Source organism: Neisseria gonorrhoeae, assembly GCF_013030075.1.
Taxonomy (GTDB): Bacteria; Pseudomonadota; Gammaproteobacteria; order Burkholderiales; family Neisseriaceae; genus Neisseria; species Neisseria gonorrhoeae.
Map to the genome: position 1 here is coordinate 391,973 of NZ_AP023069.1, position 13,972 is coordinate 405,944.

Here is a 13,972-nt window from a genome sequence, read left to right on the forward strand (position 1 = left end):
GTAGTGGTTTGTGTTCCTTTTGCGCCCCTTTCTCAAGGGGCGATTTTTTTTGCACGCGTGTTGGCGGCAAAGGAAAAATGCCGTCTGAAACCGGTGTTCGGACGGCATCCGCGTGCGGAATTACCTGTCCGGTAAAAGACGGATGCCTTGATTGCCCAGCCGTTTTGACAATTCGACAACCTTTCCGTATTTTCCCAAAATAAAATCAGGGAGGATTTCTGCCAAAGGGCGTATGACGAAACTGCGTTCGTGCGCGCGCGGATGCGGCAGGGTAAGGCGGGGGTCGTCGCTGGAGATGCCGTCAAAGTCGATAATGTCCAAATCCAATGTGCGCGGTGCATTGCGGAAACTGCGTTCGCGTCCGAAATCGGCTTCGATACGGTTGAGTTCGGCAAGCAGGGCAATGCCGTCCAAGGTGGTGGAAACGGTGCAGACGGCATTGATGAAATCGGGCTGATTGTCGTAACCGACGGGTGCGGTCATATACAGTGAGGAAGCCTGTTCAAGCCGGATGTCAGGATGGGACGAGAGCGCGTCTAATGCGCCGCGTATTTGTTGTGCGGGGTTGTCAAGGTTGCTGCCCAAGGCGATGACGGCAAAATGTCTGTTGTTCATGGCAGTGTTTCAGAATGGCAGGACTTTGGTTTTGGCAAGGTAAACGATGCAGGCGATGCAACACATAGCGAGCAGGTAAACGGTGTAGAACTTGGTCGAACGCGGACGGGCGCGCATCATTACCATGCCCAGTGCGATGTAGGCGAACAGGAGCAGGATTTTTGTGCCGAGCCAAGGCGCGTTGAACGGGGAGAAATGGGTAATCTTCATCAGCCACAATCCCGTAAACAGCAGCATCGTGTCGTTGAGGTGGGGCAGTGCTTTCCAAAAGCCGACCAAGGGCTTTTCTGGATTTTTCCAAAGTAGGAAAAAACGGATGTTGAATACCAAAATGGTGATGGTAACGAAGATTTGATGGCTGTATTTGACAATCAGATACTGCATGGTCGGCTCGTATCAAAATAAGGGTTAGAATCGGCTTATTTTACCGCAAACAGTTATTTTTGACGCAGTTTTTCAAATGCCAAAAGATAGGGTGGGCTATTCTTCCGGTTGGTAAAGCCGTAACGTAAAACGGCAAACTGTTCTTGAGGCAGGTTTTTTGCCCATTGTCCGACGGCTTCTGCCTCCTGTTTGCCGTTTTCGTGTCCCGGATAGAGGACGGCAATAAGCATACCGTCTTCTTTCAGCAGGGAGAGGGTTGCTCAAAGGGCGGGAATGCTGGTTTCCTTGTCGGTGGTCAGATTCTTGTCGCCTCCGGGCAACCAGCCGAAATTGAAAACGGCTGCATCCAGCGGCTCCGGAATATATTGCTTCAGGTTTTCATGTCCGTCCAAGATGAGCCGTACATTGCTGTAACCTGCTTCCTGCAGACGGCATCGGGTGTTGTTCAGGGCTTGCGGCTGGATGTCGAATGCCCACACTTTCCCCCTGTTGCCTGCGGTTTGTGCGAGGAAAAGGGTGTCGTGTCCGTTGCCGGCGGTGCCGTCCAGCGCATTGCCGCCTTCGGGAAGTGCCTCCCGCAAAAGGCAATGGGCGAATGGAAGGATGTTTTTCAATAATATTTTTAAATGCCGCCTGAAAATAAAAATACCTTACCGTTGTCCGGTAAGGTATTGAAAGATATGACACGTCATGCTTCGTGCGGATTATTCGGCAGGCTGCTGGACGGTTTCCACTTGGACAAGGGTCGAAGCCGGTGCGGCTTGGGGTTTGTTTTCATGTTGGAGGTTGACGGAGCGAGCCGGTACGATGGTGGAAATGGCGTGTTTGTAAACCATTTGGGTTACGGAAGTGTTTCTCAGAAGAACGACGTATTGGTCGAAAGATTCGACCTGACCTTGCAATTTGATACCGTTAACTAAGTAAATCGAAACCGGAACATGCTCTTTACGCAATGCGTTCAGGAAGGGATCTTGCAACATTTGTCCTTTAGCTGTCATATTTTTTAACTCCGCTATTATGATTGTGAAATCGGGCAGATGCCCTGTGCGTGTCGAATTGTAGCCTGGAATAGGAAAAATTACCAATTTTTTTGTGTTTGGGCGGTTTTCCGCCGGGCATTTGTATGTCAGGAGCGTTGCTGCAGCATCCACGATTCGATTTTGCGGGCGTCGTTGACGCGTGTGGCGGATGTGGGCGAGTTCAGCAATACGATGGTAACGGGTTGGTTTTGAATGTTGGCTTTGACAACCATAGACCTGCCTGCCTCGCGGATGTAGCCGGTTTTCTGCAATTCGATGTTCCACATGCCTTCCCTGACCAGGGCATTGGAGTTTTTATAGTTTTGCTGCCCGTTTTTGGTTTGTACCGAGGCGTAGTTGGAAGTCGAGTTGGTGCGGATTTGCGGATATTGGGCGGCGGCGTTGACCATGAGGCTCAGGTCTTTGGCGGTGGAAACGTTTTGGAAGTTGAGTCCGGTCGGTTCGTAAAAGCGGCTGCCGTACATGCCCAGGCTTTGGGCTTTGCGGTTCATGGCGGCGACAAATGCGCCCATGCCGCCGGGGTAGGTTCTGCCCAATGCATGGGTGGCGCGGTTTTCGCTGCTCATCAGGCTAAGGTGCAGCAGTTCTTTACGTGTAAGTGCCGTACCTATGGCAAGACGGCTGCCGGTCCCTTTGAGGCGGTCGATTTCGTCGGGTGTGATGGTAACGGTTTCGTTCATGTCCAAGTTTGCATCCAAAACGACCATCGCGCTCATGAGCTTGGAAATGGAGGCAATGGGCATAATCCTGTCGGCGTTTTTCTGATACAGTATTTGCCCTGTTTTGTTGTTGACGACCAGTGCGGATTGGGAGGACAGAATCAGCCCGCCCGTAATGGCCTGGGTATCGGCGGGATATATCGTGCTTTCGGCGAATATTTCTATCGGATCGGAGGAGGTAAGCATGTTCTGTTCTAAAAATTGCCCTAAAATGTCGTTGTCGGCAAAAAGGTGGGCTGACGGCAGGGAAAGGCAGAGGCCGAGCAGCAGCGATGAGGGCAGGCGTTTCAGGGTGCGGATGGACATTTTTGGTTCCGTATTTTTGAGTATTGGCGTTATTTTGTTGAAAAAACAGCCATCTGTAAAGTATGTCGTCTGACAGGAGACTGCCCGTAGGCGGGCGGTCTTGTTGTGTTTTTGGAGTTGGGTTTTATAACATTCTGTTTTTAAATCGGAACATATTTTGTGGTTTGACATGGATATTTTTCATGCCGTCGTGTGTCGGTTTGGATGTTTCCGGCGGTTGAATCCTTGTCCTTTGGGGCGGTAGAATCGGGGTTGGTTTGGCAATTGCGGCGGTGCGTCTGCGTGCCGTTTTGAATAATGGGAATATCGGGAGTAGGACTATGGATATGAAATATGAATTTACCCTGCCTTCGAGCAGCGGTGCGGATTTTCATTCGGCAGAACATCTGCCTTTGGTCGTGTATTTTTATCCGAAAGACAGTACGCCGGGCTGTACGACGGAAGGCTTGGATTTTAATGCGCGTTTGGAACAGTTTGAGGCATTGGGTTATACCGTGGTCGGTATTTCCCGCGACGGCGTAAAGGCGCATCAGAATTTTTGCGCCAAGCAGGGTTTCCGGTTCGAGCTGTTGAGCGACAAGGATGAAACGGTGTGCCGCCTGTTTGATGTCATCAAATTGAAAAAACTGTATGGGAAAGAGTCGTTAGGCATCGAGCGCAGTACGTTCGTTCTGAACAAGGACGGCGAAATTGTCCGGGAGTGGCGGAAAGTCAAAGTGGCGGGTCATGCACAGGAAGTGTTGGAAACGCTTTCCCGATGATGTGAACCATGCCGTCTGAAGAAGATTCAGACGGCATTGGTTTGGAACGTTATGGAAAACGGTTTGATTGACAGGCTGCTGGAAACTTTGTGGTTGGATCGGCGGCTCAGTCGGAATACTTTGGACAGCTACCGGCGGGATTTGGAAAAGATCGCCCGCCGGCTGTCTTTGTGCGGCAGAACGCTGAAGGATGCGGACGAAGCAGATTTGGCGGCGGCGGTTTATGTTGACGGGGAGCAACGGAGTTCGCAGGCACGCGCACTGTCGGCGTGCAAACGCCTGTATGTGTGGATGGAACGGGAAGGGATGAGGGCGGACAATCCCACCCGCCTGCTGAAACCGCCAAAAATCGACAGAAACATCCCGACACTGATTACAGAACAGCAGATTTCCCGACTGCTTGCCGCACCGGATACCGACACGCCGCACGGTTTGCGGGATAAGGCCCTGCTCGAATTGATGTACGCGACCGGCTTGCGCGTCAGCGAGGCGGTCGGGCTGAATTTCGGCAATGTGGATTTGGACAGGGGTTGTATTACCACGCTGGGCAAGGGCGATAAGCAGAGGATGGTCCCGATGGGACAGGAGTCAGCGTATTGGGTGGAACGCTATTATACGGAGGCACGCCCGCTTCTGCTGAAAGGCAGGAGTTGCGACGCATTGTTTGTCAGTCAGAAAAAAACGGGCATTTCCCGGCAGTTGGCGTGGATGATTGTCAAAGAATATGCCGGCAGGGCAGGCATCGGGCACATCAGCCCGCACAGCCTGCGCCACGCCTTTGCCACGCATCTGGTGCGGCACGGATTGGATTTGCGCGTAGTTCAGGATATGTTGGGACACGCCGATTTGAACACGACTCAGATTTATACCCATGTTGCCAATGTGCGGCTGCATAGCGTGGTTAAGGAACACCATTCCCGAAACTGAGGCTTCTGCTTCGGTTTAATAAGAAATCAATCGAAAATGCAAACTTGATAAAAAATTACCAAGACAAACCGTGTATGCCGACCTTGCAATGCGAACCGTTTTTATTTATATTTGCATACGATAATAAAAGCCGCTATCGGTACGATAGTTTGAGAACACACGGAGCACAAAATGTTTGTCTGCATCTGCAATGCCGTTACCGACCATCAAATCAAGGAAACCATCGCTGCCGGCGCGACCACAATGGGCGATTTGCAGTCGCAATTGGGCGTGGCGAGCTGCTGCGGCTGCTGCGGGGAGCTTGCCGCTTCGTTTCTGACGGCGCACAACGCGCAACCGACGGTTACGGCGGGTATCAACGTTCAAGCGTAAAACGGTTTTGGAAATGCCGTCTGAACTGTTCAGACGGCATTTTTGCTGTTTTTGGCAGGACTTGAGTATCATCTTCCTCGAAGACATTGTTTTTTCCCAAATAGACCATGATTCTGCTGCGTCTAAGGCTTTGGCGTGTGCAAATTGACAGATAAGGAAACGCGGATGAAATTGACCTTGATGTTTCGTGAATATTGCAGCTTGTGCCACAAAATGCGCGATGCACTCAAACCTTTTCAGGATGAATACGGGTTCGGGCTGGAAGTGGTCGATGTGGATGAAAATCCTGTTTTGGAAGAAAAATACAATGAGCTGATTCCCGTTTTGTTGGCGGGAGATGAGGAAATTTGCCACTGGTTTTTGGATGAGGACAGGTTGAAACAGTTTCTCGAACGGTAAAAAATGCCGTCTGAAGCAGGACTTCAGACGGCATTTTTTCAAATCAACGTTCTTTACGTTTTTGTGGGGCTGATGACCTGCCGGTAAAGGAAGCACGTTTGGATGCCTGGTAAATTGCCAATCTTCTACGGTGTTGCATATTGACCCTTTCTTTATTTTATTTGTCGGTTGGGAGAATTCTTAATTTATTGATTTTTTCAATAAAAATTAGAAAATTTATTGTGAGATGTCATTGTTGGCAATCATATCATGTTTTGCTGTTGATGGAAGCATGATTGTGTAAAGATGATATGTGTTTGTGTAATCAGTAGATTTTATAAGAAAACCGCCAAGGCGGTGCTTGGCGGAGGAAACGGAGGGGCGGGCGGCATCAGAGCAGCTTGGAAACGACCTGTGCAAGGGCTTTTTGCCAGTCTGACGGTTTGATGCCGAAGTCGTTTTCGATTTTGCGGCAGTCCAAAATGCTGTATGCGGGCCTGGGGGCGGCAGCCGCAGAGCCTTCATCCGAAACGGCTTTCAGTTCGGGAACGGGAAAAGAGGCATCCTGTTGCAATGCCGTCTGAAAGATGTGCCGGGCAAATTCGTACCAGGATACGGATTTGCCGCCGGCGTAGTGGTAAATGCCGCGAACGGGATTGGACTGCTGCAACAGGCGGATGATGGCGGCGGACAAGTCGCCGGCATAGGTCGGGCAGCCGATTTGGTTGTGGACGGCGGACAGCGGGGAACGTTCCCGCGCAAGGTTCAGCATCGTGCGGACAAAGTTGTCCCCGTATTCGCTAAACAGCCAAGAAGTCCGCAGGATAAGGCTGTCGGGATTGGCAGACAGTGCGAGCAGTTCGCCGGCGGTTTTGGATTGTCCGTATACATTGGAAGGGTTGGTAAAGTCGCTTTCCTGATGGGGTATTTTCCCTTTTCCGTCAAAGACATAGTCGGTTGAGATGTGGATGAATCGGGCATGGGCGCGATGTGCTGCCAAGGCAAGGTTGTAAACGGCGGAAGCATTGACGGCAAATGCCGCTGCCGCATCGCCTTCCGCTTTGTCGACGGCAGTATAGGCAGCCGTGTTGACAATAGCGTCGGGTTGGAAACTTTTGACCATGTTGCAGACGGCATCGGCATCGGTAATGTCTAGGGATGCGGAATCCGTCGCAATGGTTTCCCAGTCTTCAGGAAGACGGTCGCGCAGGCAGTGTGCCAGTTGGCTTTTCGAGCCTGTCAATAGGATTCTCATGAGGTATTTCCTTTGGTGAAAGTGTATTGTAGGACTTGCTGTCGGTATTATAGTGCCAAAACTTTGCCGACGGTTGACGGGTTGGCTTTTTGTGCCATGGGTATTGTTTTGCGCCGACTTCGGCTAGAATATCGGTTTGCGATTCAAACCTGTCGGGTCGGTATTTTCAAGATATTTTCAGGGGGGTGCGAAATGAGTGAGATTGGTTTGGTAAAGATTTATTCCGGAAAAGTGCGCGATTTATATGAAATCGACGATAAACGTATGCTGATGGTCGCTTCCGACCGCCTGTCCGCGTTTGATGTGATTTTGGACGCCCCGGTTCCGGGTAAGGGCGAAATCCTGACGCAGATTTCCAATTTTTGGTTTAAAAAACTGGCGCATATTATGCCCAACCATTTCACCGGCGATACCGTGTACGATGTTTTGCCTGAAAACGAAGCCAAAGCTTTGGAAAAACGCGCCGTTGTAGCTAAAAAACTCACTCCGGTGAAAGTGGAGGCCATTGTGCGCGGTTATCTGGCAGGCAGCGGTTGGAAAGATTATCAAAAAACCGGCTCGGTTTGCGGTATTCGGCTGCCCGAAGGTATGCGGGAAGCGCAACAACTACCCGAAGTGATTTTTACGCCCTCAACTAAAGCCGCAGTCGGCGATCACGATGAAAACATCAGCTTTGAAGAATGCGGACGCATTATCGGTAAAGAATTGGCGGAAGAAGTGCGCGACAAAGCGGTTCGGCTTTACACCGAAGCGGCGGAATATGCCAAATCGCGCGGCATCATCATTTGCGATACCAAATTTGAATTCGGTTTGGATGAAGAAGGTACGCTGACGCTGATGGATGAGGTATTGACTCCCGATTCGAGCCGCTTCTGGCCGGCGGATCAATATGAAGTCGGCATCAATCCGCCGTCTTTTGACAAACAATTCGTCCGCGACTGGCTGGAACAAAGCGGTTGGAACAAAAAAGCCCCTGCGCCTAAAGTGCCTGCCGATGTAATTCGGAAAACGGTCGAGAAATATCAGGAAGCATTGACTTTACTGACACAAGATTGATTTTGAAGACTGAAGGCCGTCTGAAAAGGATATGTTTCAGACGGCCTTTTTATTGTATCAATACTGGATTTTAAGGATGGTTGCCTTTATAATCCGCAATTGCTTTCAGCGTCCGAAATGCCGTCTGAAAGCTTGTTTACAACCTGCCGCACGGTCTGAAACCCTAACTATGCACATTCGGATTTTAGTGTGCATTATTAGTGTTTTAGCAGTGCGGTATTTTGAAAGGAACAATGATGTTCAATAAATACGTTAAGACCTTCCAATACGGTAATCAAACCGTTACTTTGGAAACCGGCGAAATTGCCCGCCAAGCTGCCGCTGCCGTTAAAGTATCGATGGGCGACACTGTTGTTTTTGTTGCCGTTACCACCAACAAAGAGGTCAAAGAAGGTCAGGACTTCTTCCCGTTGGCCGTCGATTATTTGGAACGCACTTATGCCGCAGGCAAAATCCCCGGCGGCTTCTTCAAACGCGAAGGCAAACAAAGCGAAAAAGAAATCCTGACCAGCCGTCTGATCGACCGCCCGATTCGTCCGCTGTTCCCCGAAGGTTTCTACCACGACATCCAAATCGTAGCGATGGTTGTGTCCGTCGATCCCGAAATCGATTCCGACATTCCTGCAATGTTGGGCGCGTCCGCCGCGCTGGTGTTGAGCGGCGTACCGTTCGCCGGCCCGATTGGCGCGGCGCGCGTGGGTTATATAAACGGCGTGTACGTTTTGAACCCGACTAAAGCCGAGTTGGCGAAATCACAATTGGACTTGGTGGTCGCCGGTACTTCCAAAGCCGTGTTGATGGTGGAATCCGAAGCCAAAATCCTGCCCGAAGACGTGATGTTGGGCGCGGTGGTTTACGGCCACGATCAAATGCAGGTTGCCATCAATGCAATCAATGAATTTGCCGACGAAGTGAATCCGGAAGTTTGGGATTGGAAAGCACCTGAAACCAATGAAGAACTGGTTGCCAAAGTACGCGGGATTGCCGGCGAAACCATTAAAGAAGCGTTCAAAATCCGTCAAAAACAAGCGCGTTCCGCCAAATTGGACGAGGCTTGGAATGCGGTAAAAGAAGCCTTGATTACCGAAGAAACCGACACGCTGGCAGCCAACGAAATCAAAGGTATTTTCAAACGCTTGGAAGCCGATGTCGTCCGCAGCCAAATTTTGGACGGACAACCGCGCATCGACGGCCGCGACACCCGCACCGTCCGTCCGCTGAACATCCAAACCGGCGTATTGCCGCGCACGCACGGTTCCGCACTGTTTACCCGTGGCGAAACCCAAGCCCTTGCCGTAGCGACTTTGGGTACTTCGCGCGACGAACAAATCATCGACGCGTTGTCCGGCGAATATACCGACCGCTTTATGCTGCACTACAACTTTCCGCCGTACTCTACCGGCGAAGTGGGCCGCATGGGCGCGCCGAAACGCCGTGAAATCGGTCACGGCCGTTTAGCTAAACGTGCGTTGTTGGCCGTATTGCCGAAACCTGAAGATTTCAGCTACACCATGCGCGTGGTCTCCGAAATTACCGAATCCAACGGCTCTTCCTCTATGGCTTCTGTCTGCGGCGGCTGTTTGAGCCTGCTGTCTGCCGGCGTGCCTTTGAAAGCACACGTTGCCGGTATCGCGATGGGTCTGATTTTGGAAGGCAATAAGTTTGCCGTCCTGACCGACATTTTGGGCGACGAAGACCACTTGGGCGATATGGACTTTAAAGTGGCCGGTACGACCGAAGGCGTTACCGCGCTGCAAATGGACATCAAAATCCAAGGCATTACCAAAGAGATTATGCAAATTGCTTTGGCACAGGCCAAAGAAGCGCGTTTGCACATCTTGGATCAGATGAAAGCTGCCGTTGCGGGTCCGCAAGAGCTGTCCGCACACGCGCCGCGTTTGTTCACCATGAAAATCAGCCAAGACAAAATCCGTGATGTGATTGGTAAAGGCGGCGAAACCATTCGTTCGATTACCGCTGAAACCGGTACTGAAATCAATATCGCTGAAGACGGTACCATCACTATCGCTGCGACTACTCAAGAAGCGGGCGATGCAGCGAAAAAACGCATCGAAGAAATCACTGCCGAAGTGGAAGTGGGCAAAGTGTACGAAGGTACTGTGGTTAAAATCCTCGACAACAACGTCGGCGCGATTGTCAGCGTGATGCCGGGCAAAGACGGTTTGGTACACATCAGCCAAATCGCACACGAGCGCGTACGCAATGTCGGCGATTACCTGCAAGTCGGTCAGGTGGTGAACGTGAAAGCATTGGAAGTGGATGACAGAGGTCGTGTCCGTCTGTCCATCAAAGCCCTGCTGGATGCGCCTGTCCGTGAAGAAAATGCCGCCGAGTAACGCTTAGGGTGAAAATACCGTCTGAACAGGTTTCAGACGGTATTTTTTACGGGTATCGGGAATGAATGGGGCTTACAGCCACAGGACGGCAAGCTTCCATAATGCCCATAATGATACGGATAATCCTGTACACAGGCGGATATATCGGTTTTGCATGATTTTTTTCAGTTGCAGGGAAAAAATGCCGATTGCCAAAAGATTGGGCAGCGTACCCAGTGCAAAGGCAAGCATATACAGTCCGCCGGTTGTCGCACTACCGCTTCCCAGCGCGTAAAGTGATGCGCTGTAAACCAGTCCGCACGGCAGCCAGCCCCATAATATTCCGACAGCAAGGCAGGCGGGTATGGATTTTATGGGCAGCAGCCGGTTGAGTATCGGGTTCAGGTTGCGCCATATCGGTTTGCCGATTTTCTCGATTTTTGCCGCCAAGGAAGAAATACCGCTCAAGTATAAGCCTAAAAAGAGCAGCAGGAGGTTGGAGGCTGTGTATAAAATATTTTGCAGGACGCGGGTTTGGTCGAGTGAAATGCCGAGTTGTCCGATTAATCCGAGCATCAGGCCGATTGCCGTATAGCTGCTTATCCGTCCTGTGTTAAGCAGCAGAATCAGCCAAAAGCGGTTGATATGCGGGGGGAGTTGGAGCGCAAACGCGCTGCTTAATCCGCCGCACATACCGATGCAGTGAGTTCCGCCGAAGAAACCGAGCAGGAACAGGGTGAGGAAAGTGATGTCGTGGTTCATGGATGGCTCATGGTCAGATGTTTGTCGGGGAAAACGGACAATTTCCGGCAGTCCGACCAATAGGGTTTGACGAGGGCATTCCCCGTGCTGTTAAAGTCTTGAATAAGGATGCGGTTTGTGTCATGAATTTCGACGGTCCTGTAAAATCCGCCCTTTGCTGTGCTGTCGGCGGGTTTGCCGTGTGCGTCAAAATACAGGACGGTGCGGTTGTGAAGATGCGCGCAATTTGAAACGGCGGGGCTTGCCGGTATGTTTCGGGTGCAGGCGGCAAGGGTTGCCCAAGGGAAAAGCAGCAGGAACAGGCGGGACATTGTGTTTCTTGTAAGGGGTAACAAACAGTATAATGGCTCATTTTAATCCTCAGGCGGCGGGAGATGGAAGCATTTCCCTTCGGGCTCGGGGATTTCGGATTCGGAAGCAACAGACAATACGGGATTTCGGAACAATATGAAAACTTTGAAATTTACCAAAATGCACGGTTTGGGCAACGATTTTATGGTGATTGACGCGGTCAGTCAGGATTTTACCCCCGAGGACGTGCCGATTGCGGCATGGGCGGACCGCTTCCGGGGCGTGGGCTTCGACCAGCTTTTGGTGGTCGGGTGTTCGGAAACCGAAGGCGTGGATTTCCGTTACCGTATTTTCAATGCCGACGGTAGCGAGGTCGGGCAATGCGGCAACGGAGCGCGTTGTTTTGCCCGTTTTGTTGCAGACAAGGGTTTGACCGATAAGAAAGAAATTTGTGTTGAAACGGCCAAGGGCATTATTTTTCCGAAATTGTCCGATAACGGTATGGTTACGGTCAATATGGGCAAACCGAAGTTTATGCCGTCTGAAATACCGTTTGTCCCCGAATCGGGCGAGGGGGATGATGCCTGTATTTACGGGGTGCATCTCGAATCCGGCATTCAGCCTGTCAGCTGCGTCAATATGGGCAATCCTCATGCTGTGATTGTAGTCGATGACGTGGAATGCGCGCCGGTGCGCGAAACCGGTTCGCGTATCGAACCGCACAGGCAGTTTCCCGAACGCGTCAACGTCGGCTTTATGCAGGTTGTCGGACGGACGGCAATCCGTTTGCGCGTGTTCGAGCGCGGCGTGGGCGAAACCCAAGCGTGCGGTACGGGCGCGTGTGCGGCTGTGGTGGCGGGTATCCGTCTGGGGCTGTTGGATGAAGGGAAAACGGTAGAGGTGGTTTTGCCGGGCGGGACTTTATATATCGAATGGGCCTGCGGCGGCGATGTGATGATGACCGGCCCTGCGGAAACCGTGTTTGAAGGCGAGTTGGCGTATTCATGATTTTGCTGCATTTGGATTTTTTGTCTGCCTTACTGTATGCGGCGGTTTTTCTGTTTCTGATATTCCGCGCAGGAATGTTGCAATGGTTTTGGGCGAGTATTGCGTTGTGGCTCGGCATCTCGGTTTTAGGGGTAAAGCTGATGCCGGGGATGTGGGGAATGACCCGCGCCGCGCCTTTGTTCATCCCCCATTTTTACCTGACTTTGGGCAGCATATTTTTTTTCATCGGGTATTGGAACCGGAAAACAGATGGAAACGGATGGCAGGCAGACCCCGAACATCCGCTGCTCGGGCTTTTTGCCGTCAGTAATGTATCGATGACGCTTGCTTTTGTCGGAATATGTGCGTTGGTGCATTATTGCTTTTCGGGAACGGTTCAAGTGTTTGTGTTTGCGGCATTGCTCAAACTTTATGCGCTGAAGCCGGTTTATTGGTTCGTGTTGCAGTTTGTATTGATGGCGGTTGCCTATGTCCACCGCTGCGGTATAGACCGGCAGCCGCCGTCAACGTTCGGCGGTTCGCAGCTGCGACTCGGCGTGTTGGCGGCGATGTTGATGCAGGTTGCGGTAACGGCGATGCTGCTTGCCGAAATCGGCAGATGATTGTGATGCCGTCTGTATCGGAACAAAAAGTTATAAAGAAATAAATTTTGGGTATTGGTTTTTTAGGCGGCATAGGTTTAGGATAAAGCCATATCCGAAATTTGTTTATGGTTCGGCGCAAATCCCCTGCAATCGGATAGGATACCGATGGGGATTGCGCCTTACTGTCGAAACCTTATTATTCAGGAGCAGAAGATGAAAATTGCAAACAGCATCACCGAATTGATCGGCAACACGCCTTTGGTCAAACTGAACCGTTTGACCAAAGGTTTGAAGGCAGAGGTTGCCGTGAAACTGGAATTTTTTAATCCGGGCAGCAGCGTCAAAGACCGCATTGCCGAAGCAATGATCGAGGCCGCCGAAAAAGCGGGAAAAATCAACAAAAACACCGTCATTGTCGAAGCAACCAGCGGCAATACGGGTATCGGTTTGGCAATGGTATGTGCCGCACGCGGCTACAAACTGGCGATTACCATGCCGGAAAGCATGAGCAAAGAGCGCAAAATGCTGTTGCGCACGTTTGGCGCGGAACTGATTCTAACCCCCGCCGCCGAAGGTATGGCGGGCGCGATTGCCAAAGCGCAATCCTTGGTGGACGCTCATCCAGACACTTATTTTATGCCGCGCCAGTTCGACAATGAGGCAAATCCCGAAGTCCACCGCAAAACAACCGCCGAGGAAATTTGGAACGATACCGACGGTAAAGTCGATGTCTTCGTTGCCGGCGTCGGCACGGGCGGTACGATTACCGGCGTGGGCGAAGTATTGAAAAAATACAAACCCGAAGTTAAAGTGGTTGCCGTCGAGCCTGAGGCTTCCCCCGTATTGAGCGGCGGCGAAAAAGGTCCGCACCCGATTCAAGGTATCGGCGCAGGTTTTATTCCGACCGTTTTGAATACCAAAATCTACGACAGCATTGCCAAAGTGCCGAACGAAGCGGCTTTTGAAACCGCCCGTGCAATGGCGGAAAAAGAAGGCATTTTGGCGGGCATTTCTTCCGGTGCGGCGGTTTGGAGCGCGTTGCAGCTTGCCAAACAGCCTGAAAACGAAGGCAAGCTGATAGTCGTGCTGCTGCCTTCTTATGGCGAACGCTATCTCTCTACGCCACTTTTTGCAGATTTGGCATAATGCTTTAATCGGATTGTCGAAACATTCAGACG

At 51.3% G+C, this 13,972-nt stretch carries 17 protein-coding genes and 1 pseudogene; 10 read left to right on the forward strand and 8 right to left on the reverse strand.

Annotated elements, in window-relative coordinates; translation table 11 throughout:
- Positions 1 to 120 precede the first annotated feature (120 nt).
- The 5 genes and pseudogenes from folK to HT085_RS02055 all read right to left on the reverse strand — a co-directional run bounded on the left by folK (position 121) and on the right by HT085_RS02055 (position 3,064).
- Positions 121 to 615: a 2-amino-4-hydroxy-6-hydroxymethyldihydropteridine diphosphokinase gene (gene folK, locus HT085_RS02035; protein ID WP_003687713.1), complete on the reverse strand. Its 495-nt coding sequence runs from the start codon at positions 613 to 615 to the stop codon at positions 121 to 123.
- 9 nt (positions 616 to 624) lie between these two features.
- Positions 625 to 999, reverse strand: coding sequence for a SirB2 family protein (locus tag HT085_RS02040; protein ID WP_003687714.1), 375 nt, complete (start codon positions 997 to 999; stop codon positions 625 to 627).
- 53 nt (positions 1,000 to 1,052) lie between these two features.
- Positions 1,053 to 1,619 (reverse strand): annotated as a pseudogene (gene mnmM / locus HT085_RS02045) (tRNA 5-(aminomethyl)-2-thiouridylate-methyltransferase MnmM).
- Between the two features lie 84 nt (positions 1,620 to 1,703).
- Positions 1,704 to 1,997 carry an RNA chaperone Hfq gene (gene hfq / locus HT085_RS02050; RefSeq protein WP_003687717.1) on the reverse strand — a complete coding sequence of 98 codons (294 nt, stop codon included), beginning with the start codon at positions 1,995 to 1,997 and terminating at the stop codon, positions 1,704 to 1,706.
- A 128-nt stretch (positions 1,998 to 2,125) separates the two neighbouring features.
- On the reverse strand, positions 2,126 to 3,064 hold the full coding sequence (locus HT085_RS02055; RefSeq protein WP_003687718.1) for a serine hydrolase: 939 nt from the start codon (positions 3,062 to 3,064) through the stop codon (positions 2,126 to 2,128).
- 320 nt (positions 3,065 to 3,384) lie between these two features.
- On the opposite strand from HT085_RS02055, the gene HT085_RS02060 reads away from it, so the two are divergent.
- The 5 genes from HT085_RS02060 (at position 3,385) to HT085_RS02075 (ending at position 5,523) form a co-directional block, all read left to right on the forward strand.
- Positions 3,385 to 3,825 carry a peroxiredoxin gene (locus HT085_RS02060; protein WP_010357251.1) on the forward strand — a complete coding sequence of 147 codons (441 nt, stop codon included), beginning with the start codon at positions 3,385 to 3,387 and terminating at the stop codon, positions 3,823 to 3,825.
- A 51-nt stretch (positions 3,826 to 3,876) separates the two neighbouring features.
- A complete protein-coding gene (gene xerD, locus HT085_RS02065) occupies positions 3,877 to 4,752 on the forward strand; it encodes a site-specific tyrosine recombinase XerD (RefSeq protein WP_003690783.1) in 876 nt (291 codons plus the stop codon).
- Positions 4,753 to 4,923: 171 nt separating this feature from the next.
- Positions 4,924 to 5,124, forward strand: a complete 201-nt coding sequence (locus HT085_RS02070) for a bacterioferritin-associated ferredoxin (RefSeq protein ID WP_002214037.1) — start codon at positions 4,924 to 4,926, stop codon at positions 5,122 to 5,124.
- 13 nt (positions 5,125 to 5,137) lie between these two features.
- The gene (locus tag HT085_RS12010) at positions 5,138 to 5,272 is read left to right on the forward strand and encodes a hypothetical protein (protein ID WP_255294322.1); all 135 of its coding nucleotides are present in this window, start codon (positions 5,138 to 5,140) and stop codon (positions 5,270 to 5,272) included.
- 17 nt (positions 5,273 to 5,289) lie between these two features.
- Complete coding sequence (locus tag HT085_RS02075) at positions 5,290 to 5,523, forward strand: glutaredoxin family protein (RefSeq protein WP_003687723.1); 234 nt, start codon at positions 5,290 to 5,292, stop codon at positions 5,521 to 5,523.
- A gap of 370 nt (positions 5,524 to 5,893) precedes the next feature.
- Here HT085_RS02075 and rfbD read toward each other — a convergent pair whose 3' ends face one another.
- Positions 5,894 to 6,757, reverse strand: a complete 864-nt coding sequence (rfbD, locus tag HT085_RS02080) for a dTDP-4-dehydrorhamnose reductase (protein WP_003687726.1) — start codon at positions 6,755 to 6,757, stop codon at positions 5,894 to 5,896.
- Positions 6,758 to 6,949: 192 nt separating this feature from the next.
- On the opposite strand from rfbD, the gene HT085_RS02085 reads away from it, so the two are divergent.
- On the forward strand, positions 6,950 to 7,813 hold the full coding sequence (locus HT085_RS02085; protein ID WP_010359866.1) for a phosphoribosylaminoimidazolesuccinocarboxamide synthase: 864 nt from the start codon (positions 6,950 to 6,952) through the stop codon (positions 7,811 to 7,813).
- Positions 7,814 to 8,046: 233 nt separating this feature from the next.
- Positions 8,047 to 10,170, forward strand: a complete 2,124-nt coding sequence (gene pnp / locus HT085_RS02090) for a polyribonucleotide nucleotidyltransferase (protein ID WP_003690787.1) — start codon at positions 8,047 to 8,049, stop codon at positions 10,168 to 10,170.
- A 72-nt stretch (positions 10,171 to 10,242) separates the two neighbouring features.
- On the opposite strand, the gene HT085_RS02095 is transcribed toward pnp, so the two are convergent.
- On the reverse strand, positions 10,243 to 10,911 hold the full coding sequence (locus HT085_RS02095) for a sulfite exporter TauE/SafE family protein (RefSeq protein WP_003687733.1): 669 nt from the start codon (positions 10,909 to 10,911) through the stop codon (positions 10,243 to 10,245).
- The gene (locus HT085_RS02100) at positions 10,908 to 11,222 is read right to left on the reverse strand and encodes a hypothetical protein (RefSeq protein WP_003687735.1); all 315 of its coding nucleotides are present in this window, start codon (positions 11,220 to 11,222) and stop codon (positions 10,908 to 10,910) included. The genes HT085_RS02095 and HT085_RS02100 overlap by 4 nt, the downstream gene beginning before the upstream one ends.
- Before the next feature lie 136 nt (positions 11,223 to 11,358).
- Between HT085_RS02100 and dapF the strand changes: the two genes are divergently transcribed.
- The 3 genes from dapF (at position 11,359) to cysK (ending at position 13,940) form a co-directional block, all read left to right on the forward strand.
- Entirely contained in the window at positions 11,359 to 12,210 is an 852-nt protein-coding gene (dapF, locus tag HT085_RS02105) for a diaminopimelate epimerase (RefSeq protein ID WP_003687738.1), read from the forward strand.
- Positions 12,207 to 12,812, forward strand: a complete 606-nt coding sequence (locus tag HT085_RS02110) for a hypothetical protein (RefSeq protein ID WP_003687740.1) — start codon at positions 12,207 to 12,209, stop codon at positions 12,810 to 12,812. Before dapF ends, HT085_RS02110 begins: the two co-directional genes overlap by 4 nt.
- A 195-nt stretch (positions 12,813 to 13,007) precedes the next feature.
- Entirely contained in the window at positions 13,008 to 13,940 is a 933-nt protein-coding gene (gene cysK, locus HT085_RS02115; RefSeq protein ID WP_003687742.1) for a cysteine synthase A, read from the forward strand.
- Positions 13,941 to 13,972 lie beyond the last annotated feature (32 nt).